This is a genomic window from Sphingobium sp. B1D7B (assembly GCF_025961965.1).
In the GTDB taxonomy this organism is placed as follows: Bacteria; Pseudomonadota; Alphaproteobacteria; order Sphingomonadales; family Sphingomonadaceae; genus Sphingobium.
Genome location: NZ_JAOQOR010000001.1, coordinates 1281313 through 1306243, shown reverse-complemented (window position 1 = coordinate 1306243; position 24931 = coordinate 1281313). Strand labels below are relative to the sequence as shown.

Annotated in this window: 16 protein-coding genes; 5 read left to right on the top strand and 11 right to left on the bottom strand. The window is 63.7% G+C overall.

Annotated elements, in window-relative coordinates:
- Window positions 1–49 precede the first annotated feature (49 nt).
- The 4 genes from uxaC to M2336_RS05935 are packed head-to-tail and all read left to right on the top strand — an operon-like array spanning window position 50 to window position 6066.
- Complete coding sequence (gene uxaC, locus M2336_RS05950) at window positions 50–1459, top strand: glucuronate isomerase (protein WP_264574337.1); 1410 nt, start codon at window positions 50–52, stop codon at window positions 1457–1459.
- Window positions 1456–2862, top strand: coding sequence for a mannitol dehydrogenase family protein (locus tag M2336_RS05945; protein WP_264574336.1), 1407 nt, complete (start codon window positions 1456–1458; stop codon window positions 2860–2862). The genes uxaC and M2336_RS05945 overlap by 4 nt, the downstream gene beginning before the upstream one ends.
- A gap of 55 nt (window positions 2863–2917) precedes the next feature.
- A complete protein-coding gene (locus tag M2336_RS05940) occupies window positions 2918–4177 on the top strand; it encodes an MFS transporter (protein ID WP_264574335.1) in 1260 nt (419 codons plus the stop codon).
- Window positions 4178–4194: 17 nt separating this feature from the next.
- Window positions 4195–6066, top strand: a complete 1872-nt coding sequence (locus tag M2336_RS05935) for a sulfatase-like hydrolase/transferase (RefSeq protein WP_264574334.1) — start codon at window positions 4195–4197, stop codon at window positions 6064–6066.
- Window positions 6067–6318: 252 nt separating this feature from the next.
- Here M2336_RS05935 and M2336_RS05930 read toward each other — a convergent pair whose 3' ends face one another.
- The 6 genes from M2336_RS05930 to M2336_RS05905 form a co-directional block, all read right to left on the bottom strand.
- A complete protein-coding gene (locus tag M2336_RS05930; RefSeq protein WP_264592653.1) occupies window positions 6319–7887 on the bottom strand; it encodes a DUF1593 domain-containing protein in 1569 nt (522 codons plus the stop codon).
- A gap of 253 nt (window positions 7888–8140) precedes the next feature.
- The gene (locus M2336_RS05925; protein ID WP_264574332.1) at window positions 8141–8677 is read right to left on the bottom strand and encodes an ester cyclase; all 537 of its coding nucleotides are present in this window, start codon (window positions 8675–8677) and stop codon (window positions 8141–8143) included.
- A gap of 266 nt (window positions 8678–8943) precedes the next feature.
- Entirely contained in the window at window positions 8944–10491 is a 1548-nt protein-coding gene (locus tag M2336_RS05920; protein ID WP_264574331.1) for a carboxylesterase/lipase family protein, read from the bottom strand.
- Between the two features lie 218 nt (window positions 10492–10709).
- Entirely contained in the window at window positions 10710–13223 is a 2514-nt protein-coding gene (locus M2336_RS05915; RefSeq protein WP_264574330.1) for a TonB-dependent receptor, read from the bottom strand.
- A gap of 116 nt (window positions 13224–13339) precedes the next feature.
- On the bottom strand, window positions 13340–14803 hold the full coding sequence (locus M2336_RS05910) for a carotenoid oxygenase family protein (RefSeq protein ID WP_264574329.1): 1464 nt from the start codon (window positions 14801–14803) through the stop codon (window positions 13340–13342).
- A gap of 326 nt (window positions 14804–15129) precedes the next feature.
- Window positions 15130–15843 carry a FadR/GntR family transcriptional regulator gene (locus M2336_RS05905; RefSeq protein WP_264574328.1) on the bottom strand — a complete coding sequence of 238 codons (714 nt, stop codon included), beginning with the start codon at window positions 15841–15843 and terminating at the stop codon, window positions 15130–15132.
- A gap of 465 nt (window positions 15844–16308) precedes the next feature.
- Here M2336_RS05905 and M2336_RS05900 point away from each other — a divergent pair, with 465 nt between their 5' ends.
- Window positions 16309–16923, top strand: coding sequence for a DUF3237 family protein (locus M2336_RS05900; protein ID WP_264574327.1), 615 nt, complete (start codon window positions 16309–16311; stop codon window positions 16921–16923).
- A gap of 206 nt (window positions 16924–17129) precedes the next feature.
- On the opposite strand, the gene M2336_RS05895 is transcribed toward M2336_RS05900, so the two are convergent.
- The 5 genes from M2336_RS05895 to nirB form a co-directional block, all read right to left on the bottom strand.
- Complete coding sequence (locus M2336_RS05895) at window positions 17130–17945, bottom strand: dienelactone hydrolase family protein (RefSeq protein WP_264574326.1); 816 nt, start codon at window positions 17943–17945, stop codon at window positions 17130–17132.
- A 496-nt stretch (window positions 17946–18441) separates the two neighbouring features.
- The gene (cobA, locus tag M2336_RS05890) at window positions 18442–19233 is read right to left on the bottom strand and encodes a uroporphyrinogen-III C-methyltransferase (protein WP_264574325.1); all 792 of its coding nucleotides are present in this window, start codon (window positions 19231–19233) and stop codon (window positions 18442–18444) included.
- Window positions 19226–21823, bottom strand: coding sequence for a nitrate reductase (locus M2336_RS05885; RefSeq protein ID WP_264574966.1), 2598 nt, complete (start codon window positions 21821–21823; stop codon window positions 19226–19228). The genes cobA and M2336_RS05885 overlap by 8 nt, the downstream gene beginning before the upstream one ends.
- Before the next feature lie 127 nt (window positions 21824–21950).
- On the bottom strand, window positions 21951–22289 hold the full coding sequence (nirD, locus tag M2336_RS05880; RefSeq protein WP_264574324.1) for a nitrite reductase small subunit NirD: 339 nt from the start codon (window positions 22287–22289) through the stop codon (window positions 21951–21953).
- A complete protein-coding gene (gene nirB, locus M2336_RS05875) occupies window positions 22286–24835 on the bottom strand; it encodes a nitrite reductase large subunit NirB (protein WP_264574323.1) in 2550 nt (849 codons plus the stop codon). The genes nirD and nirB overlap by 4 nt, the downstream gene beginning before the upstream one ends.
- Window positions 24836–24931 lie beyond the last annotated feature (96 nt).

Genomic DNA, 24931 nt, shown 5'->3' with positions numbered 1-24931 from the left:
TCAGGCATTGTATGGCAAGGGGTCATTTCCGGTCGCCAGGGAGAAGGTCATGAGTCCACTGAAACTGCATCCTGATCGGCTGTTTCCTGCGGACTCCATCACGCGCGCAATCGCTCGCGACCTTTATGCACAGGTTGCGCAACTGCCGATCGTGAGCCCCCATGGCCATACTGACCCGCGCTGGTTTGCGGACAATCAGGCATTCAGCAATGCCGCAGACCTGCTGCTGGTCCCCGACCATTATCTCCTGCGGATGCTCTACAGCCAGGGCATTCCCATGGAGAAGCTGGGCGTGCGGCGGCGCGGCGAAGCGGCGGAGACGGCGCCGCGAGAAGCATGGCGCATCTTTGCGGCCCATTATCACCTGTTCCGTGGCACCCCTTCGCGGCTCTGGTTGGATTGGGTGTTCGCCGAAGTGTTCGGTCTCGCCCAGCGGCTGGATGCGGACAGCGCCGACGCATATTACGATGCCATCGCAGAGCAGCTGGCGCAGGAGGCGTTCCGCCCTCGCGCGCTGTTCGAGCGCTTCAATATCGAAGTGATCGCCACCACCGAGTCCCCCCTCGACAGTCTCGACCATCACCGCACGATTGCCGCCAGCGGCTGGTCCGGCCGGGTGATTACCGCCTATCGCCCGGACCCAGTGATCGATCCCGAATTCGAGGGTTTTCGCGACAATCTGGTGCGCTTTGGCGAGTTGGCCGGCGAAGATTGCTTCACCTATGAGGGCTATCTCGCCGCGCACCGCAACCGCCGGGCGTTTTTCGCCCGGATGGGCGCAACCTCAACCGATCACGGCCACCCAACCGCTGCGACGGCGGACCTTGACGACGCGCAGGCCCGCGCTCTTTTCGCGCGCGTCATTGCCCCGGACGTGAGCGCCGCGGATGCCGAACTGTTCCGCGCGCACATGCTGACGGTCATGGCCGGCATGAGCATCGAGGATGGATTGGTCATGCAAATCCACCCTGGCTGTTTCCGCAATCACAATCCCTGGCTGTTTGAGCATTTCGGGCGGGATAAGGGCGCGGACATCCCGGTGCGCACCGAATATGTCCATGCGCTGCGGCCACTGCTCGCCAAATATGGCCGCGATCCGCGCCTGTCCCTCATCGTTTTCACGCTGGATGAAACGACCTACAGCCGGGAATTGGCCCCGCTTGCCGGCCACTATCCGGCACTCAAGCTCGGCCCGGCCTGGTGGTTCCACGATAGCCCGGAAGGCATGTGGCGCTTCCGGGAGAATGTCACGGAGACAGCGGGCTTCTACAACACAGTCGGCTTCAACGACGACACGCGTGCCTTCATGTCCATTCCCGCGCGCCACGATGTCGCCCGCCGGGTCGATTGCGCCTTTCTCGCGCGGCTGGTCGCCGAGCATCGGCTGGAGGACTGGGAAGCTGCCGAACTCGCGCAGGATCTCGCCTATAATTTCGCCAAGGCAGCGTACAAACTATGAGGCTCTCCGAGCAGACCCTCGCGTCGCTCGATGCGCGCGCTATTCAGGTGCCTTACGATCGCGCCGCCGGCAGCAAGCAGATCGTCCATCTTGGCCTGGGCGCCTTCACGCGAGCGCATCAGGCCGTGTTTACCGAAGATGCCATTGCGACGTCGGGCGAGGTCTGGCGCATCATCGGCGTATCGATGCGCAGCGCCACGGTGCGCGATCAGCTTGCGCCGCAGGATTGCCTGTTCACCGTGACCACGAAGGGCGAAGGCGCGCCTGCGACGCGGCTGGTGCGCTGCCTGAGCGATATCATCGTCGCCCCGGAAGACCCGGCCCGTGTGGTGTCCGCCATCGCCGATCCCAAGACCCATATCGTGACGCTGACCGTGACCGAGAAAGGCTATCACCTTTCCGGCAGGCAGGACGACGCGCTCGACCCGCTGCTGCAGGACGACCCCGCAAGCCCGGCGCCGCGCACCATCTACGGCTATCTCGCACAAGGTCTGAAGCAGCGCCGGGACCAGGGCCTGCCCGGCCTCACGATCCTGAGCTGCGACAATCTGGCGGACAATGGCACCCGCTTGCGCGCCATGCTCCTCAAGGTGCTGACCGGCACCGACCCGCAATTGGCGCGATGGTGCGCGGATAACTGCACCTTCCCCTGCTCCATGGTCGATCGGATCGTCCCGGCGACGCAGCCCGATGATATCGACCGGCTGGAAAGCATGATCGGTCTGCGGGACGAGGCTGCAGTGTTCACCGAACCCTTCCGCCAATGGGTGATCGAGGATCGGTTCGCCGGCCCCCGCCCCCCATGGGAAGCTGCTGGTGCCGAGATCGTGGCGGATGTGCGCCCCTATGAGACGGCCAAGTTGCGGATGCTCAATGGCGCCCACTCCGCGCTCGCCTATCTCGGCCTTGCCAAGGGGCATGAGCTGGTCAGCCAGGCCATGGCCGACCCAGACATCGGCGCGCTGATCCGCAGCCTGATGCGGGACGAAGCCGCCGACAGTTTCCAGCCGGCCGCCGGGCAAGACCTGCAGGCTTATGCGGCCTCGCTGGAAACCCGCTTCGCCAACCCCGCCCTTCCCCACCGGCTCGCCCAGATCGCCATGGATGGATCGCAGAAGATCCCCCAGCGCTGGCTGGCGACGCTTGCCGACCGGCAGGCGCAGGAGAAAGCCTCGCCTGCGATCCTGAGAGCCCTCGCCGCGTGGATCGCGCATGTGCGGGGCGACAATCCGCATGTCAGCGATCCCCGTGCGGAGGCGCTGGCGCTGGCCTGGAAGCAGGCCGGCCGGGACGGGATCGCCGCCGCGCTTTTCGCAGAGAGCGGATTGATCGCCTCCTCGTGGAAACCCACGAGCGATGAACTGGCCGCACTGTCCAGTCATCTGGAAACGATGGCAGACTGACTTTGCCAATCAAACAGGGCTTCGGGAGAGAATGACGGTGAATGACAAGCGGCGCATGCCCCTCATGGGCCTGAGATGGTGGATCATCAGCCTCGTCACGATCGGCACGATTCTCAATTATCTCGCGCGCTCGTCCCTCTCCGTCGCGGCGCCGACGCTTATGGAAGTGTTCGGCATGAGCACCCAGCAATATAGCTGGGTCGTCTTCTCCTTCCAGGCCACCTACACGGTGATGCAGACGTTCAGCGGCGCCATCCTGGACTGGCTCGGCACCCGCCTGGGCTTCGCCATCTTCGTGGTCGGCTGGGGCTTTGCCAATATGTGCCACGCCTTTGCCACCGGCTGGTTCAGCCTCGCCTTCTGGCGCGGGCTGCTGGGCAGCTTTGAAGCCGCCGCCATTCCCGGCGGCCTCAAGGTCGTCTCAGAGTGGTTTCCGCCGCGCGAGCGCACCGTGGCGACCGGCGTGTTCAACATGGGCGCCTCCATCGGCAACATGATCGCACCCGCGCTCGTCGCGTTCTGCATCCTGTATTTCGGCTGGCAGTCGGCCTTCCTCATCACCGGCGGCCTGAGCCTGCTCTTCGCCCTGCTGTGGTATTTCGTTTATCGCAGCCCCGAACAGAGCAAGCGACTGACGCAAGCGGAACTCGCCCATATCCAGACCGCCGGTGACGATGCCGGGGTCATCGCGCGCCCGGCGCACTGGCGCGAGGTGATCCGCACCAAGGGCTTCTGGTCCATCGCCATCCCTCGCTTCTTCGCGGAGCCGGCGTGGCAGACCTTCAATTTCTTCATCCCGCTCTATCTGGTCACGGTGTGGGACTTTAATCTGAAAGATCTCGCTCTGTGGGCCTGGCTGCCATTTCTGGCAGCGGACGCGGGCTCCATGCTGGGCGGGCTCACCGCGCCTGCGCTTATCCGCTGGTTTGGCGTTGACCTGCTCACCTCGCGCAAGCTGACCGTCACGCTGGGCGCAACGCTGATGATCGGCCCGGCCTGCATCGGCCTCGCCACCTCACCGGCCATGGCCATCGCGCTGTTCTGCGTCGGCGGTTTCGCACATCAGATGCTTTCCGGCGCCCTGCTGACCCTCTCGGCCGATCTGTTCGACAAGCGGGCAGTCGGCACGGCGACCGGCATGGCTGGATCGATCGGATGGATCGGCGGCGCCATCTTCACGCTGATCGTCGGCGGGCTCGCGGAGATTGTGGGGTACAATCCCCTGTTCGTCATGCTCGCCGCCTTCGACCTGATCGGCGCGCTGGTGCTGTGGGGATTGCTTCGGTCCGGGAAGGCAAAGGCCGCCCTCAATTAAGATAAGGATACGCGAAGATGGCGATCAGTCGCAGGGATATGCTCGGGAGCCTGGCTGCGGCCAGCGTCGCGACCGGCTGCACGGCAACTGCGCAGACAAGCCGGCCCGACCCGAGAGGCAGGCCCAATATTTTGTGGCTGGTGAGCGAAGACAATAATCCCTTCATTGGCGCCTATGGCGACCCGATTGCCCATACGCCACATATCGACACGCTGGCGCGCCGGGGGCTGCTCTACCGGAAGATCTACGCGAACGCTCCGGTCTGCGCCCCGGCGCGCTTCTGCCTTCTGACCGGCATCTATCCGGAATCGAATGCGCCGGCGAACCACATGCGCGCCGACGCAAGCCTGCCTGATTTCCTCAAGACCTATCCGCAACTCCTGCGCACGGCGGGCTATTACTGCACGAACAATGAGAAAACCGATTACAATGCCGCCGTCAATCCATCGTCGATCTGGGATGAATCGAGCGCCAAGGCGCATTACCGCAACCGGCCTGCGAACACGCCTTTCATGGCTGTTTTCAACTTTGAAACCACGCATGAATCGCGGCTGTTCGGCATCACCGAAGGCAAGGTGAAGCCCGAACAGGTCCGCGTCCCGCCCTATCTCCCCGACAGCCCCGCCGTGCGGCAGGATTTCGCCAGCTATTATAACCTCATGGAGCGGATGGACGCACAGGTCGGCGAAAAGCTGGCCGAGTTGGAAGATGCCGGACTGGCCGACGATACCATCATCTTCTACTTTTCGGACAATGGCGGCTGCATGCCCCGCTCCAAACGGCATTGCCATGAGGAAGGGCTGCGTTGCGCGCTGGTGGTCCATGTGCCCGACAAATGGGCGGACTATGCGCCGGCCGCGATGGGCGGCGAGATCGCGGCGCCGGTCAGCTTCATCGATTTCGCGCCCACGCTGCTGTCCATCGCGGGCATTCCCCAGCCTGCGACCATGCCGGGCACGGCCTTCCTTGGCCGGAAGATCGCGCGTCCGAAAGCCTATGCCTTTGGCATGCGCAATCGCATGGATGAGCGTTACGACTTCGTCCGCACCGTCGCGGACGGGCATTACCGCTATATTCGCAACTACATGCCGCACCGCCCCATGGGGCAGGTCAACGCCTTCCCGATGATGTTGCGCAGCTATCAGGACTGGTATCGCCGCTATGCCGCCGGCGAGCTTAACGCCGTGCAGTCGCGCTTCTTCGAGCCTCGGCCCTATGAGGAACTGTACGACCTTGAAGCTGATCCTGATCAGCTTCAAAACCTTGCCGCCGATCCGAAGCAGAGCCGCCGCCTGAGCGCTTTGCGGACAGCGCTCGACCAGCACATGCTGGATATAAACGATAACGGCTTCATACCCGAAGGCTCGCCGCTAGAGGGCTACGAAGCCAGTCGCCAGCCCCATGCCTATCCGCTGGCGGACATTATGGCTCTGGCCGCGCAGGCGGCGACCGGAGGCCCATCAGCACTGCCGGATCTTACTCGGGCCCTGACACACGATAACGAAGTGATGCGCTACTGGGCAGCAACGGGTCTGCTGATCCGCAAAGCACAGGCCGCGCCGGCGCGAGAGACGTTACTCAGCGCAAGCAAGCGCGAAACGTCGGCGCAGGTCCGCGTGGTCATGGCGGAAGCCCTCACGCATCTGAGTGAAGGGGAGCAGGCCAAGCAGATTTTTGCCGAGTTGCTCGCCGCAAATCCTCCGGAAATGGTCGCACTTCAGACTCTTAATGCTCTTACTTATATCGAGCCGGTCTATCGGCCCATGGACATGCTGGCGAGATGGAAGACCGATCCCGGCTATGTCGGGCGCGCGACACGGTATCTCACACGCGTGAGTGAGGGCACTTACGATCCTTCAGTTTCGCTTCTGCCCCCACGAGGCGTGTGAAGGCTCATAGGCAAGTTTGACGAGACAGTCTAACGTTCCCCGAGATTCCAGTTCTGGCTGGTTGTTTAGCGTAAGCTGCACTGGTCCACGCAGCCATCCGCTTCGCTCGATGATCGGGAACGTCTACTTTCGTGATCGCTTGTCTGTGACAGTCCTACTTGCTCTCCAGCACGCCATTTGCCACAGGCCCTTCCAGAAAACATCAATGGCCGATCGAATGCAGGCCCGATCGACCATTGCGGCACAGCCCCGTCATGGTTCCAAAGTCACCACGGCCCGCCGGTAGCTGGTCAGGGGCGGCGATCCCGAATCCGTGACCTCCAAAATAATGTGATAGGCGGTGTCCTTGGGCACAGGGACGTTCGTGTTCGTCATCCGGTACATCGGCAGGGTGAAACTCACCTCCGTGCTGTCCGCGCCGGTAATCTCAAGGGGCGGCACCATGACGCCGGGCGCCTGGCTTGGCTCTGCATATTGCCACCAGCGATAGGTCAGCTTGTCGCCATCCCGATCATGCGTGCCGGCGGCGGAGAGGCGCACGGTTGCGCCGACCTTCGCCGACAAGGTGACGGGCGCCTTTCCGGCGACCCCGTTCAACACCAGCTCGGGATAGTGATTGGCGCGGCGCACGTCGGGCGAAAGAGTCCAGGCCATCCGTCCGGCAAAATCGTTCTGAAAAGCCCCGCGCCAACGAAACACCGTCGCCTGATTGCTGACCCAGACCTTGCCATTTGCGTCCACAAACCTGTCAGATGCGTCGGCCCGGTGGCCGGCACCTTCGTAGATCGGCAGATAGCGCCCTCCCCAGCCACCCCATTCGGGACGCTCGGGATTATTCAGGCCATTAGGAATCAAGCCCAAAAAGGACGGTGTGTCTCCTTCCATGATGAACTCATGCGGGGGATATAATGCGCCCAGCGGCCCGCGCCTAATATTGGCTTCCAGCCACTCATTGGTGACCATGTCCGCATTCGGCCACTTGTCGTCACGGTGGAAAAGGTCACCAGCAATGCCGATCCATGCGGCGAGGCCATATTGGCCCCAGCCATGGACGCTGGCGATCCAGAACAGGTCCGGGAAGGTCCGTCGCGCCCAAGCGCCGGTATCGTCCTGATCCGAAATGGAATAGATCCGAAGCTTGGAAACGAAGGCCTTCACCTGTTCGGGCGTGCGCGTTTCGCGAACGGTCCACAGGGCTTGTGCAAGATCCGCGCTGCCGCCCCATACGGGGATGTAAACCGGTCGGTCATCGGGGCGATCGACTACTTCGATGATCCGGCGCGAGGCTTCGGTATCCTTGCCCTCGCCCACCGCAGCCATGCCATAAACCGGCGTGCCGCTGACGATTGCGGCCATCAGCGTGCTGGCATCCGGATAGCCGCGGGCATGTTTCCGGAGATTGGGAAGCACCTTCCCATAAGCTTCCACCCGCTCGCGCATAAGCTGTGGCTGAACCCTGGTACGCTGCCAGGTGGAGGTCGTCGCAACAAGGCCTTCGATGTCGAACTCGTTTGCATAAAGCAACAAGCGCACAAGAGACTCAGAATCGTCGGGTTCATTTCCGATGTCGGACAAGATCAGGACACGCAACTTCGTTGTATGCAAAGGTTCGGCAGAGGTCGCCGGAACCGAAACTGCCAGCGCCGCAGCGGCGGCCAGCACCATGCTAAATCGAGTGACCATCAGTTCTTCTACCTCAAATATCGATGCCCCGTCCGCTATGATCGCGCCGTTGGCGGACGGGCGACCCGGCGGATCAGAAGCGCGTACGAATGGCGGGCCGAACCAGCCTTCCGAGCGTATTCCCGTTACCATAGCCATTGCCAGTGGTCAGGTAGGGAGAACCCTGATCGGACACATTATCCACGTTCGAAGTGAGTTGCGTCTGCTTAGCGAAGGAGAGGCCCTTCAATCCCAAGTGAAGTAAAGATCGACGATGTCCTAGGATTCCGCACGGGATGCAGCGCATTGTATGGAATCGGAAATGACGGGGGGCAATAGGCGCAGTTGAGACACTTGAATTGCAGCCGAACGCTCGCGCGCTTCTCACAATTCAAGAGATTTCCTTTAACGATCAGAGCTTCTTCTGATTTGGGTCAACCTTAGGTTCGCCCTTCAGCATAGGATCCCAATGCTCCGCGATCTTGCCGTTTTCGATCCGGAACATGTCGAACCAGGTCGTGTAATAGGTCTGCCCGTTCGCATCCTTTTCGGGGCGCACAAATGCAATGACGACCTTGTCCCGCTCCGCCGTGATGTCGACCATGGGGAGGCTCAATTTTGCCTCCACAGGCCGCTGCGGGCGCGAGGACCGGACATAATCCATCACGCCGGCCAAACCCTGGGCGGCATTGGGATTATGCTGGATGTAATCCTTCGCGATGAACTCGTGCGCGCGATCAACCTGACCAGCCACGAGCACGATCCGATACATGTCGTACACCAGCCGCTTGTTCCGCGCGAGCTTGGGGTCCTTGCTGGCGAGCAAGGCAGCGTGATCCGTAGGAACGGACGGCGCTGCCGCCGGCGCTTCTTGGGATGAGGGCGGGGTCACAGCCGGCGTCGAGTCCGGGGCCATGGCAAGAGCGGTAGCGAGCAGGATCGATATCATGGGAGAAGCCTAGCATGACAGAGGCGGAAAAAGGTAGGACTTTTAAGTGCCGCCAATCCCCTCTCGGTTAGAGATCGGACGGCGAGGCAACACTTTGTTGTGAAACGACAATAATCTGCGCCAGCGGCGAACGATTTTACCATCTTTGGGCGAAAGCGGCTTTGCGCGGGGAGCACCGACCTTAAAAACCAGAGTATTGATCAAGTGTCTCGCACTCGCTCCCGACGGCCCCGTCACGGCGACACCTTGAGAATTCCCGCGACTGCTCAGTCACGCAAGGCAGCCGCGACGGTTGCCAGTTCGGCGTGGTCGCTGCCGGTGTCGAGCCGGGTCTGATCGTCGTAGATCATGGTCGCAGGTCGGTCCCGATTTGCAGCCGCCCAGCGCGGCAAACCCGGTCCGTTGGGGTCACCGGTCCCGGCAAATCGGGTCCAGGCGCCGGCCATGAGATTGGACAGCTTCAGCGCGACCGCGTCCCCTCCGGTCATCGTGGCGCAGCGTTCGGCATTGGCGAACGCGTAGGGAATATCCGCACAATGGAATGCGCGTGGCCGGCCATCCAGCACCGGCGCAGGGCGTGCAAACTGGTACAGCCATGCGCCTGCTCCGCCGATGGCGGCCTTGCGACGGGCGAACTCCATCGCGCTGAGGCGCAGCGGCGCGGTCGCGATGCGGGACCATAGGTCACAGGGCAAAGCGTGCGGCGTGCGACCTTTGAAGGCCTCGATAATGCCGTCCGCACGATCGCCGAACAGGCCGGTGACCCGTTCCCGCAATTGCGCTGCCGATAAAGCCTCGAACGCCGGGTCGTTGATGCCGGTTGCGAATTCGTTGAGCGTGGTGCCGACGATCAGCGGCACATGCGCGGAATTCGCCAGTGCGCCATCGGAGAGCACGCCGCCGGGAAGAGTGGCCCCGCCGATAACCGGCCCAAATGAGAAGCGCGGCAAATTTCGCGGATCGATGGGGCTTCCCGCAAGCTTGGGATTGAGCCGCCGCGCTGCCGCATTCGATGCCGCAAGCAATTGCGGATAGGGCACATCCTGCACGGCGCGCGCCGACGTCCTCGCAATGCCCAGTTCAGCGAGCGTTGCGGCGGCCAGGCTCGCAGCCTCGTCTACCGTCACGCCGGTGGGGACATAGCCGCTCTGGACGATCGCCCGGTGAAACAGACCGCGCGCCTGAGGCATGGCCATCAGCGCTGCAACCTTGCGTCCGCCGCCCGACTGGCCAAACAGCGTGACGCGCGCCGGATCGCCGCCGAACGCTGCGATATTGTCGCGCACCCATTGCAGCGCGGCGACGATGTCGAGCAGGCCGACATTGCCGGAGTCCGCGAAGGCGGAATCGAACGCCGACAGATCGAGAAACCCGAGCGCGTTGAGCCGATGGTTCAACGTGACCACCACCACGTCGTGCAGGTCGGCCAGATTATGGCCGTCGAAGGCGGGCAGGTCATGGCCCGATCCGGCGATGAACGCGCCGCCGTGCAGCCAGACCATCACGGGTCGGGGGCGACCGGCATCGCCGCGCGTCCAGATATCGAGCCGCAAGCAGTCTTCGCGCTCGTAGCTGTCATTCCATTGAAAAATGAACGCTTCTTCGTCATTGGCCCGCCCCGATCCGCGATCTTGCGGACAGACCGGCCCGAAGCTCAGTGCGCTGCGTACGCCCGACCACGGACGGGGCGGACGTGGCGGCAGGAAGCGATTTGGCCCGGCCGTGTCATCTGCATAGGGAACGCCCTTGAAGGTCAGGACGTCGCCTTGCCGATAGCCGGCCAACGTCCCCGATTGCGTTTCCACGCGTGCCATATCCCGGCCTGCGGATACGGCCCGCCCGCCAGTGCGCGGGGAAGCGGCAGCGGCGGCTGCCATGCGAGGGGTCTGGGTGCTGGCAGCGACGATTGCGGCGCCGCCCGTTAATATCGCTCTCCGACCGACTTTCACCCTGCCGCCTCCACCCTATTTCATCTTGTGGTTCTCGAGGCGGGGCAGAGATCGCATCGCAACCACCGCCCCGCCGCCGATCATCAGAACGAACGCTTCACAGTCAGGCGCCACTGCCGAGGCGCGGCCGGGAAGCCGTTCACCGTGCCATTGGTCGCACGGTTATCCAGATAAGCGTAGTAATAAAGCTTGTTCGTCAGGTTCATGACGTTCGCAATCACCTGCCAATCGCCGCCCGGAGCATCCCAGGTCAGGCCTGCATTGAGCAGCGTATAGGCCGGCACCTTGTTGAACGTGGTGTTGGGGATCGACGTCTGGAAGCTGGACTGGAACGTCATGTCCAGCCGTGGCGTCAGAGTGCCGAAATTGGCCGTATCGATGCGATACTGGGCGCTCGCGCTGCCCTTCCAGTCGGAGATCAGCGGGAACTTGGAGTCCAGCGTGGTGCCGGCGCTGATCGCCGTCGCCTGCAGCGACTTGAAGCCGATGTTGATGTAGCCGACCGCCGCTTGCAGCGTGAGATTGCTGGTCGGGCGAGCGGTCAGTTCCAGTTCACCGCCCTTGGTCACCGCCTTGCCGACGTTCAGCAGTGCGCTGCACGGCTGTGCATAGCTTGCCAGAGGCACATCCGGATAAGCCGGGTTGGCCGGGCACGCGCTGACCGGGAGCTGGAGATCGGTGTAGTTGCCATAGAAGAAGCTGCCGTTGACGCGCAGCTTGCGGTCGAACAGGTCGCTCTTGAAGCCAACCTCATAGGAGGTCAGCTTTTCCGGCGCGAACGGGATGACCTGATAGATATTGTAAGGCCGCGGGTTGATGCCGCCGCCCTTGAAGCCGGTCGCGACCGACGCATAGGTCATGATCGTGGGGGTCCACTGATACTGCGCTGCGATGCGATAATCGACATTGTCGCCCTTGAAGGTGCCCGAGGCGCCATTCACCGGGCAGACTGCCACATTGACGATCGTCCCGCCCGCTTCGGGGCAGGGCAGATAGGGCGGGCCATCGGGATGGCCGCCGAGCTGCGTGCCCGGCACGCCGAGGCGGCCGAACTTGAAGGTCTTTTCCTGCTTCGAGTAGCGCAGCCCGCCGATCAGCTGCAGCTTGTCGGTCACGCTCCAGTCGACGTTGCCGAACACGGCATAGGTCTTCGCGGGCACGCGATCCCGCCCGATGAAGTCGAAGGGCGGGATGTCGATGCGCGAATCCAGCGCAGTAAACTCATCCATGAAGAAGCCGCCGAGCGTCAGATTAACCGCATCCTGCATGAGGCTGGCATTGACGCGCAGCTCCTGCGTCACCTCGCGATAGGTCAGCGCATTGAAGCTCTGCGCCAGCGGGACAGGCGTCGCATCATTATCCTGCGAGAACTCCATCTTCTGCTTGCGATAGGCTGTGATCGACTTGAACGAGACATTGTCAGCAAGCTTGTAGTCGATCGTCAGGGAGACGCCGCCGCCCTTGGTCGCCGAGCTTGAATCCAGGCAATAGGCGCCCGAGCGGCTGCTCGGGGTCGGGTCGCAATAGGTCGCGTAGTTGGTATAGGGGCTCGTGCTGAAGCTGTCGCCAGCGAACGCCCCGAACGGGGAATAGCTGATGAATTGCGACGCGCCGGTCGCGGTGCCGATGCTGACGCCATTGATGCTGTTCTTGGGCGTCAGGCTGTCATTGCGGGCATAAAGCAGCGTCTGCGGCGTGCCTTCCGACTTGTCGCTGACATAGTCGGCGGCAAGGTTGACCTCGAGCGCATCAGTGGGCACCCAGCGCAGCTGGACGCGCCCGGCTGCCACGGCCTTCCCGCCTTCAGTGCCGAGCTTGCAGTTCGCATCGCGCGCGAAGGACGGAACCTGCGTACCCGGATGCGTGCAGGCATAATCGTACCGCGTGACATAGCCATCCTTGTGGTCGGTCACGCCGGTGATCCGCATGAACAGGCGATCGGGCACCAGCGTCATGTCCGCTGCCGCATTCACGCGCACGTTATTGTAGCTTCCGTAAGAGAGCGAGATGAACCCGCCGCCATTGCCGGTCGGCTTCTTGGAATACAGCTTCACCGAGCCGCCGATCGAGTTCTGCCCGGCCAACGTGCCCTGCGGACCGCGCAGGACCTCGATGCGATCAAGGTCGACCAGATCGAAGTTCGCGCCAGCGATGGTGCCGTAATAGACGTCGTCGATATAGGTGCCGACGCCGGGCGACACGGCGGGATTGAAGTCCACCTGGCCCACGCCGCGAATGAAGGACTGAACCGACGGACCGGCGCCAGCGGGAGCCGGCTGGAGCACGACGTTAGGGGCCTGGGCTGCGATATCGCTGACGGTGGTCAGCCCCTGCGCGGCGATCGTCTCAGCCGACAAGGCCGTGATCGCGAGCGGCGTTTTCTGGGCGCTCTGGCCACGGAACTGCGCGGTCACGACGATTTCGCTGATGCCGTCCTCGGCCTGCGCGGTCGGTTCCGCCTGATTGACGGGTGCCGTCGACGGAGCCGCCTCCTGCGCGAAGGCGGGTGCCGCACAAGCGATTGCCATCGCGCCGACCGCGACGGAGTTGCGCAACCAGGTCGCGCCGTTGATTTGCCAGATGCTCATGGTCTTCATTCTTTCCCTCCTAAAAGCACCGCTCTCGACGAGCGGGCCGAACCATTGAATTTCAATCGATTGCAAAACTGAATGAAAAAGAAGGCGCGCTGGCGCCCGGAATTACTGCTTTGGTTTCAGGTCTTTGCCAGCGCCAGTTGGGTGGCTGGCACCCATGTGCCATGCACCTGAGCGCGCAAGGGCAGCGGCACATGCACCTTGGCAACCGGCCCCGCCCCGACCGCGCCAGCATCGATGACCCAAAGCTGCGAGGCGAAGGCCTGATCGCCGACCTGGCGATCGACCACAGCAAGCAGCCACCCGTCATGCCCCGGCGCGGCCGAGGGCACGTGAACGGGCTCGCTGATTGCGTGACCGGGCGGCAGTGCGAGTGCGTCGAGTCCGCCATGCGCCACATCGATGCGGATAAGCATGTTGAAGGTCATGCCGACCGGGCCGCCGGGCAGCGGAGGCGGCCCATTCGGATCGACCGTCAGATACCAGCCGAAGCTGTACGGCAGGCCGGTATCGGCATCGCGAATGCGCGGCATGTCGCCCGGGGGGCCGAGCGGCCGCACCTCGTAGGAAGAGCCATCCTTGGTGAGGTCGAACGTCCAGCGTTCGAAGGCACCGCGGATCTCCTGCTGACCGCGCTGGATTCCGCCCGCTTCGCGCATGAACGGAAATGCGTTCGTGTCGGATACGAAGATATCGAGATGGACCCGATCGCCTTCATCAAACGCGTTCATGATATGAAAAGCAGACGCGCCAGCCGCGCCTTCGAACCAGCGCATCGCAGCGACATCGCCATCGCGCGGCATGATTCCAACGCGGCAGGTCAGGTCCTGCTCATGGGCCCATTTCGGCCCGCCGGCGCGCAGCCGCTCAAGATCGGTGGTGGTCGGAAAAATCGGGAAAATCGCGCGGCTCTTCGTGATCGCAAAGTCATGGATCATGCCGCCATAGGGCTGGTCGAACCACTGCTCGCGAACGAGGTTGCCGTCGCGATCCGCAATCCCATAGGCGATCGCCCGCGAACATTGGCCATCGGCCTCATAGCCGAAGAAAAACAATTCGCCGGTCTCGGGATCGATCCGCGAATGGGCCGTCATCGTCTCCGATTTGAGGGCGCCGCCGAAATCCCAGGCACCGAGCGTGTCCAGGGTAGTCGGATCCACGCGATAGGCGCGGCCATCCTCCTTCGTCATGAACAGCCGACCTGCATGCCAAAGCGGCGTCGTGTTCGCGACCGTGCGATCAACGCCCGCAACGCTGGGGTCATCGGTAAAGGGATTGCGATACTGGCCGAACAGCGCGCGCCGGGCTTCGCGCTCGGCCGCATAACGCGCGGTTTCGACATAGCGAATGTCATAATCCACAGCGCCATGGTCGAACTTGAAACGCGCGATCATCCCGTCTCCCGACAGGATATGATCGTCATCGAACATCGGCGGGTGGGCCGGATCCGGCACGGCGCGAAAGAAGGCGCCTTCGATCTCGGACGGGATCTCGCCTTCCACCAGCAGGTTGCGGACAGACGCTTCGGTGCGAACAGGCGTATTAAGGCCCGTGAAATGAATGGTCTGAGGAAAAGCGGTCATGACAGGACTCCGGCAGAGCTAATCCGCCGCAGTTGGTCCGCATCTAGCGAATCGCCGATTATCTGACCGCCCGCCATCCCAAGCCCCTCACATCTATCTCTTTTCAGCATCTTAAGATGCTTCAGCCCTATAAATATTCACCGTCCGGCCGATCGTCTGGCCATGACGCGCCGGCGCCGATACCAACATCGCGCGGACGGGGCCACAAAAAAACAGACAATTTGAGGAAAACCACACAGAATGCTCATGGCATATACTGCGCAATAGCGAGTGCTACGGGGCAGGGCGCTTTATGATTGGCAGAGCCCGGTAGCCCGCGTCGCAGGTCAGGTGCTGCGGATCAGGCCTTCCATGGCAGCGGATGCTTCCTCGGCTGCGCCCGCGGCGACGGCATCAAACAGCGCCCAATGTTCGCGCACGGTTTCGCGCGGCGTGCTGCTGCCGCCCTGAAATTCCGTGTACCACAGCACAAAAGTGCCAAGGCTGTTGCCCAGATTGACCAGCGGGGGATTGGCCGTCGCCTGCAACAGCACCTCATAGAACAGGCGGTTCGCCGCCTGTCCCTTTTCGCTGGTCAGGCCAAAACGTTCCATATCCTGCAAAGCCTCGCGCATTCTCGCGATCTGCTGGAGCGTGCGCCGCTGCGCCGCAAGGCTCGCAATTGCGGGCTCAATGATCAGCCGCATCTCGACCAATCCCTCGAGCACGGATGTGGAGGCGCCGCCCTCGAACATCCACTCCATCACATCCGGGTCAAGCAACGCCCAGCGCGTGATGGGCATGACAACGGTGCCGGTGCGCTGGCGGGACTCCACCAGGCCCTTGGCGGCAAGCACACGGATCGCCTCACGGTAGGCACTGCGGGAAACGCTCAGCTCATCGCTGGCATTGAGCTCGGTCGCGAGGATATCGCCGGGATGATGCTTGCCCGTTACGATCGCCACGCCGAGATCGTGCGCGATCCGACGGTGCAGGCTCGTTTTCTGCCGCTTCAGCTGCACCGGCCGGCGGCTCGCCTTGTTCGTTGCGGATTTTGTCATTGCCCACCCATGGTTGCGCCGAGTTTTGCAGCGTCAGCTAGCCGGATTGCGGCCTGAAAGCCAGCATGGCGCATACAAGCTGTCAGATTATGCAGCGAATTTATGCCTTTGCCGCTCGTGCAGAAAGCGCTGGCGCGACGAACTCTCAGCCGATTTGCGATGGCGCGGCGGGGCGGGAACCGGGCGTCCCCGCGTTCGTGACGCTCTAAGAAGATCGGAATACGGGGCGCTCAATAGCCGTTTTCCGATGTGCGCGGCTGTCCATGCAGGAAAGGGGTACGAAATTGGAGCCATCATGCCATCAGCAAGACCGCCAATCTTGCCAATGATCTGTTTTTTTGCGACCAAGCTCCGCCTCACCGGTCCTCGACTGGTGTTTATGGTCTGACAATTCTGCGGTACCCATGTTTCTGCATCCCCATCGTCAGCCTGCGAGAGCCTTCGGGCGATAGAGAGGAAGTCTATATGAGTAATGAGTCATTTTCGCGCCGCAGCTTGTTGTCTGCCGGCATCGGCGCTGCTGGTGTCGCCACTGCACTCCCGGCCATGGCCGCTGCCCAAACGAGCGCAGCGGCCGCGCGGCAGCAGCAGATCTCCGACATGACCGGAAAGGCGCTGACGCCGCCGAGCTTCGAATTCGCATTCGAAATCAAGATCGAGCTGGGCAAGCGCCTGCGTTACGGCCCGACCTTCTGGGGCATGGATCGGGGCTATGTTGGTGTTCTCGGCGGCACCGTGAAAGGCCCCAAGCTGAACGGCAAGATCATCCCGCACAGCGGTGGCGATTGGCCGACGGTGAAACCGGACGACACGGTGCGGTTCGACGCCCGCTACCTGATCGAGGCCGATGACGGCACCATTATCGAGCTGCACAACACCGGCGTTCGCTATGGCAGCAAAGAGGTGCTGGAACGGATGCGCAAATATGAGCCGGTCGATCCTTCCGAATATTATATGGGCCTCACCCCGCGCTTCGATGCGCCGGTTGGCCCGCACGACTGGCTGAGCCGCACGATTTTCGTCGGCAAGGCAGACCGCCGCGAGTCTCAATCCATCTTCACTTACTGGGCGATGGTGTAACAAGTCCGGCTGCCCCGGGGGCTGTGTGCTCGGCTGATGCCCTCGCGCCCCCCGGGGACGGCCATTCTTAGCCATCACGCCAGATGGTCGGGATGCTCGGGATCGATCTCCTTCCAGGTGGAACCGGGATAAAAAAATAGCGGCTCCTCGTCATATACGAGAAGCCGCTATAGCAGCCATCAGCGCTGACTGATGATCAGTCCCGCCTAGGGAATATCATGTCGCGCCAGCGTCCACTTACTGTCGCTGCAAAGCGTACAATCCGCGCCCCGGAACACCTGGGCCGCCTTCTTGTCGCCCTTTAATTGCCATTGCAGCCAAGCGCCGGTCACCCGGCTATATTCGTCTTCATCCTGCGGGGCCCAATATTGCGCGGTATGTCCCACGCCCGTGCGATAGGCCCACACCGCCGGTACCGAGCGCAACCGGCTGAAATCATCCTTGCTGTTCGCATGGGCGCCATCGGACGGATCGCCGCTGAAATAGGCGATGGGCACGTTGACTCGCGCCAGATCGGCTTTGGTCACGCGCGCACCCGGCAGACCGCCCGGCCCGGTGGACCAAACCCCGCTGTTGAGGATGACCGCTGTCGTCACCCGAGGATCGGCCACTGTCACTGCCAGCGCCTGCAGCCCGCCACAGGAATGGCCCATCACCGCAACATGGCGCGTGTCGACCCGCTTGAAATAGGCACTACCGCGACGCTGGCTCTCCGCCGCAGCCCAATCGATCGCCCTGCTCAGTTCCACGGATTCGGAAGGGCCAGGCGCGTTGAAATCGATCGGGCCCGTCGGCATGTAGGGCTCGGCATCATGATCCGTCTCGTATCGCGCATCGCCGATCTGCCCGACCGCAATCACCAAAAAGCCCCGCGATGCGATATCCGTCAGGAACCTGCGGTAGCGATTGCCCACCGCCGCGCAGCCGCCATTCCCCCAGGCGACGATCGGCATACGGCCTTTGACGCCCTCAGGGCGATAAACGACATGGTTGGGCAAGCTCGGCACCGTCTCCATCGTCACCGTGAACGGCCCGGTACGCGGCAAAAGTCTGACCGATTCAACAGGTGCCGTCGGAGTCGGAGTTGGAGCCGCCAAAAGTGAAGCCGGCCAGCTAAGGCCGGCTAAGACTATTGCGATGATGGCATGCTCCCCAATGCAGGTACCGATCGATTTCAGAGCCGTCTCAAGCGACAGTCTTCTAAACATCTGATGCAGTCCTTATGGAGGATTTGGCCGCCTGCCAGCTATTTAATCCACTGGCATGCGGGAGTTCGTTGGAACTCATTTTCTGCAATTGCAAGGTGAAAGCAAGGCGGGCGTCGTGATTGCATCGCTACCAAAATTCAGCAGCGCATAAACTTTGAAGATACTGCGCCCTCAGACACCTGAGAAATCAAGCGTCTGGACATTGGTTACGCTACACAATCGTTTAAGTTCAGATCAGGAAAAATCGCCTGACACAGCGTCCTGTTGCGAAAGGACGCTGCCATTTCGACCCTGTTATCTGAGCGATAGATCAATCCTGCGTGGTAGCCTGTCCTATCTGCGCCAACGCCGCGGCGCGCTTGCGCTCGCTCCCCGGGCACAGCAGCGCATCGCCGATCAGCAGCAGGGTGGGATCGTCGCGCCCGATGGTGCGCACGAGAAAGGCCAGCGCATCGAGCCGGCCGCGCAGCAGGCGCTCATCCGGGCGGGAGACATTGACGGCGACCATGACCGGTGTCTCCGGGGGCAGTCCGGCGGCAATCAGGTTGCGGGCAATTTCCGGCGCGGCGTCGCGGCCCATATAGATGGCGAGCGTCGCTTCGCCCGCCGCGAGGCGTGACCAATCGACATCGAGCGGCTCCTTGCCGCGCGCATGGGCGGTGAGGAAGGTAAGTTGCCGCGCCGACCCGCGCAGCGTAAGCGAGACGAGGCCGCTGGCGGCCGCGGCGCTGGCAGCCGTGATGCCGGGGCAGATGTAGACAGGGATGCCATGCGCGGCACAGGCCGTCAGCTCCTCTGTCGAGCGGCCGAAGATCGAGGGATCCCCGCCCTTCAGGCGCAACACCCGCCGTCCGGCCAGTGCCGCCGCGACGATCAGCTGGTCGATCGTCGCCTGATCCTTGCTGTGGCGGCCTGAGCGCTTGCCGACGCTGACATGCTCGGCTTGCGGGGCAAGATCGAGAATGTCTCGCCCGGCCAGCGCATCGTAGAACACCACATCGGCCTGTTCGAGCAGGCGCAGCGCCTTGCGGGTGAGCAGATCGGGATCGCCCGGCCCGGCACCGACGAGCCAGATAGTGCCGGGTGCAAATGCTTCAGCCATGAACGGCCTCCTTCGTTTCGGCAGCGATGAGCTGCGCAATGGCGGGGCGGCAGGAGCCGCAATTGGTGCCGGCGCCGAGCGCCGCGCCGATAGCGGCGACATCGACGCGATCCCGCGCGCGAATGGCCGCGACGATGGCGTGGAGACCCACGCCGAAGCAGGCGCAGATGATCGGGCCGGGATCGACCTGAGCGCCCGGCGCGCGCCCGGCGAGCACCTGCGGCCCCTGCGGCTGGGCAAGCTGGCCGATGAGCCAGTCGCGCGCCGGCAGGTCGCCGTCGCGGGTGACGAACAGCACGGCGGCGAGGCGCCCGTCCTGCAGGATCGCGATGCGCCGCGTGCCGCGTGCGGGATCGCTCGCCTCGATGCGCTGACCGCGGGGCAGGGTCGCATCCAGCACGGCGGGATCGCCCTCCCCGGCCAGCTCATAGAGCGCGCCATTGGGCACGGCGATGCGCGTCGCCCAGAGGCAATCCGGTGCCTTGGGGGCGCTCAGTGCCGAGCCGTGGAGGATGAGGAAGCCGCGCCAGTCGACCGCGACCGGCTCGATGCGAGCGGGCGTCATCTTGAAGCCGGGCTGACCACTGTGCGGATCGACCAGCGGACGCGCAAGCAAGCCGGTGCGCCCGCCGGTGGACTGGCAATCGGTCCAGTGGATCGGCGTGAACACCTCGCCCCGGCGCTGGCCAGGCATATGTGCGACGCGGAACAGGCTCTCTCCCTGCGGCGTGATGACGCGGGCCAGCGCGCGATCCTCCAGCCCCAACCGCGCGGCATCGGCGGGATGCACCTCAACTTGCGGCTCCTCGCGATGGCGGGCGAGTTTGGGGCTGAGGCCCGTGCGCGTCATCGTGTGCCACTGGTCCCTATAGCGCCCGGTGTTGAGCGTCATCGGCCAGTCGCGCAACTGCGCCTCGGCCTCGCGCTGGACGACCGGCACCAGCCGCGCCTTGCCGTCCGGCGTGGAGAAGCGCCCATCGGCAAAGGGCGTGCCGCCCCACTGGAAAGGCTCGAGCGCGTCGTAATCCGCATTACCCAGCGCCACCTTGTCCCGCAGATTGAGCAGGCGGGCGCCCTCATTGCAATAGGTGGTCAAGCGGGCATGCTCGCGCCAGATTTCCGCCGGATGCGCATAGCCAAAGGCCGTGCGCCAGCCCATGCGGCGGCCGACTTCCTTGATGATCCACCAGTCCGGCTTCGCCTCGCCGGGCAGCGCCAGCACCGCGCGCTGGCGGCTGACGCGCCGCTCGCTGTTGGTGACGGTGCCATCCTTCTCCCCCCACGCAGCGGCGGGCAGGCGCACATGGGCGAAGCGGGTGGTATCGGTATCGGCCATCACGTCCGAGACGACGACGAACGGGCAAGTCTCCAGCGCCTCGCGCACGCGGGCGGCATCCGGCAGCGAGACGGCGGGATTGGTCGCCATCACCCACAGTGCCTTGATGCGCCCTTCCGCAATGGCGCGGAACATGTCCACTGCCTTGAGGCCCGGCTTGGTCGCCATGCGCTCGGCGGCCCAGAAGCGCCCCACCTCCGCCACGTCCTCCTCGCCAAAACTGCGATGCGCGGCCAGCGTCGTCGCCAGCCCGCCGACCTCGCGGCCGCCCATGGCGTTGGGCTGACCGGTGATCGAGAAGGGCGCCGCGCCCGGCTTGCCGATGCGGCCGGTGCCGAGATGGACATTGAGGATCGCGTTGACCTGATCGGTGCCGCGGATCGACTGGTTGATGCCCTGGCTGAACAGGGTGACGGTGCGCGGCGTGGCCGCAAAATGGTCGTAGAAGCGCTGGAGATCGGCAGGGGGAAGGTCGCAGGTCTTTGCGATGCTCCACAGATCATGGTCGCGCTCAAGCGCTTCCCAGAAAGCCTCCGGCGCGGCGACGTGATCGGCGAGAAACGCCGCATCCACCAGCCCTTCGCGCCGGCAATGCGCGAGCAGGCCGTTCATCAACGCCACATCCGTGCCGGGCTTGAGCGCAAGATGCAGGTCGGCATCCTCGCACGTCTCGGTGCGGCGCGGATCGATGACGATGATTTTCGTGCCGCGCTCGGCCCTCGCAGCCATGATCCGCTGATAGACGATGGGGTGGCACCATGCGGTATTCGAGCCGACGAGCACGATCAGGTCGGCCGCATCGAGATCGTCATAGCTGGCGGGCACGATATCCTCGCCGAACGCGCGCTGATGACCGGCGACCGCGCTGGACATGCACAGGCGCGAATTGGTGTCGATGTTCGCCGAGCCGATGAACCCCTTCATCAGCTTGTTGGCGACGTAATAATCCTCGGTGAGCAACTGGCCGGAGACATAAAAGGCGACGCTGTCCGGCCCATGGCGGGCAATGGTCTCGCGGAAGCGGCGGGCCACGAGATCGAGCGCCTTGTCCCAGCCGGCCCGCTTGGCGCCGATCATCGGGTGGAGCAGACGGCCCTCCAGCCCGACCGTCTCGCCCAGATGCGTGCCCTTGGAGCACAGCCGCCCGCGATTGGCCGGGTGATCGGGATCGCCTTTGATCGCCATGCTGCGCGGGCCGATGGGCGTCGCGAGAATGCCGCAGCCAACGCCGCAATACGCGCAGGTGGTGCGGATGTTAGCCCTCTCCCCTTCAGGGGAGAGGGTTGGGAGAGGGGAACTGGGATTGGCGGGGGTCAACGACGCAATCCCCCTCTCCCCGGCCCTCTCCCCTGAAGGGGAGAGGGAGAAGCAATCGCCCCCATCACGCCGCCGCCTGCAGCGTGCCGGTACGGCAGATCAGCACCCGACCGCCATCGACCTTCACCGGAATCGTCGGCGTGCAGCCCTTGTCCTCGCCCTGCGCCTCGCCGGTCGCCAGCGCGATGTTCCAGTTGTGCAGCGGGCAGGCGACGCTGTGGCCATGGACGATGCCCTGGCTGAGCGGGCCGCCCTTGTGCGGGCAGCGGTTGCGCAGGGCAAAGACCTTGTCGTCCCCGGTGCGGAACACGGCGATCTCCCCCGCGCCATCCACGGTGACGGTGCGGCTGCCGCGCACGGGAATCTCGTTCACCCAGCCGATGTCGAGCCAATCGCCGATCATGCCATTTCCTCCGCTTTGACGGGTTTGAACTGCGCCATATGCGCGTGCTGCTCGCGCTCGCCGCCCTCAGCGCGGGCCGCCCAGGGATCGTCCTGACTGAAGCTCTGCGAATAGAGGAAACGCGCGCACAGGGCCTCGCGCCCCACTTCGTCCTCGACGATGCGCTGCTTCACATAATCGATGCCGACCCGCTCGACCCAAGGCGCGGTGCGCTCCAGATAGCGGGCTTCCTCGCGGTAGAGCTGGATGTAGGCCGCGCAATAATCGAGCACCTGCTGCTCGGTGGAGACGCGGCAGAGGAGGTCCGTGGCGCGCACATGGATTCCGCCATTGCCTGCGACATGCAGCTCATAGCCCGAGTCCACGCAGACCACGCCAAAGTCCTTGATGGTCGCTTCCGCGCAATTGCGGGGGCAACCGGAGACGGCGATCTTGAACTTGTGGGGCATCCACGAGCCCCAGCTCATCTTCTCCAGCCGCACGCCAAGCCCGGTGGAATCCTGCGTGCCGAAGCGGCACCACTCGCTGCCCACGCAAGTCTTCACCGTGCGCAGCGCCTTGCCATAGGCATGGCCCGAGACCATGCCGGCGGCATTGAGATCGGCCCAGACGGCGGGCAGATCCTCCTTCTTGATGCCGAAGATGTCGAGCCGCTGGCCGCCGGTGACCTTGACCATCGGCGCCTCATATTTCTCGACCACATCGGCGATGGCGCGCAGCTCGCGCGGATTGGTGAGGCCGCCCCACATGCGCGGCACGACGGAATAGGTGCCGTCCTTCTGGATGTTGGCATGGAGGCGCTCGTTGACGAAGCGGCTCTGCTGGTCGTCCACATAGTCACCCGGTAGGGCGCAGAGCAGATAATAATTGAGCGCGGGACGGCAGGAGGCGCAGCCATCCGGCGTGCCCCAGTGCAGCTTCTGCATCACCTCGGGGATCGACCGCATGCCCTGCGCGACGATCTCCCGCCGCACATCGTTATGCGTGAAGCTGGTGCATTTGCACATCGTCTTGGGACCGGACTGGACATCATCGCCCAGCGTGATCGCCAGCAATGTCTCGACGAGGCCCGTGCAGGAGCCGCAGCTGGCCGAGGCCTTGCAGGTCGCGCGCACCGCATCGAGGCTGTGGGCGCCCTTGGCGATGCAGGAGACGACCTGGCCCTTGGACACGCCGTTGCAGCCGCAAATCTCGGCATCGTCCGAGAGCGCCGCAACGGCCGCCTTAGGGTCCGCCTGCCCACCCCCGGAGGCGAAGGCCTGGCCGAAGATCAGCAGATCGCGCAGGTCCGCGATGCTCTCCCCCTTCTTGAGAAGGTCGAAATACCAGCTGCCATCCGCCGTATCGCCATAGAGTACCGCGCCGACGATACGGTCATCCTGCAGCACGAGGCGCTTGTAGACACCCCGGCTGGCATCGCGCAGCACGATGTCCTCGCAGCCCGCGCCCGCGCCGGAGAAGTCGCCCGCGGAGAAGACGTCGATGCCCGAGACCTTGAGCTTGGTGGAGGTGACCGAACCGCGATAGGGGTTCGCCTTGCCGATGAGACCGTCCGCAAGGCTGCGGCACATGTCCCACAAGGGCGCAACGAGGCCATAGACCTGCCCGTCATGCTCCACGCACTCGCCGACCGCGAGAATCGCGGGGTCCGAGGTGACCATGTGATCGTCCACCTTGATGCCGCGCCCGACCTCCAAACCGGCCTCGCGCGCCAGCGCCACCGAGGGGCGGATGCCGACGGCCATGACGACGAGGCTCGCGGGGATCTCGCGGCCATCTTTCAGGCGCACGCCCTCGACCTTGCCCTGCCCAAAGACTTCAGCGGTATCGGCACCGGTGAGGATGGTCTGCCCGCGCGCCTCCAACGCCGTCTTGAGCAGCCAGCCCGCGGCTTCATCGAGCTGGCGCTCCATGAGCGTGCCGGGCAGGTGCAGAACCGTCACCTTCATGCCGCGCAAGGAAAGCCCGTGCGCGGCCTCCAGCCCGAGCAGACCGCCACCGATCACGATGGCCTCGCCGCCACCCCCGTTATTTTTGGCATCGGCTGCGGCGACCATCGTGTCGACATCCTTCATGTCGCGGAAGCTGATGACGCCGGGCAAGTCATACCCGGGTACGGGGATGATGAACGGGTCCGATCCGGTGGCGATGAGCAGGCGGTCATAAGCGACGATCCGGCCCGAACGGCTGGTGACGGTGCGCGCGGCACGATCGATAGCGGTGACCGGATCGCTCACGATCAGATCGATGCCGTTCTCCCGATACCAGTCGGCCGTATTGATGACGATCTCGTCAAAGCTCTTTTCCCCGGCCAGCACAGGGGAGAGCATGATGCGGTTATAGTTCACATGCGGCTCGGCGCCGAAGATGGTGACGCGGTAGCGCCCGGCATCGCGCGCCAGCAGTTCCTCGACGGCGCGGCAACCGGCCATGCCATTGCCGATCACCACCAGATGTTCGCGCGGCGCAGCGCTGCCGCCCGATGCCCCTTCCGATGGTCCCGCCTCCGGTGCTGCCCCTCCGCCCCGATAATCCTGGAAGTCCATGTGCCTTGCTCCAAAACGAAAAAAAGCCGCCATCCGGGCTCCGGTGTTTGAACCGAAGCCTGGATGGCGGCTTTGCCATCACATCGCGCCTTGACG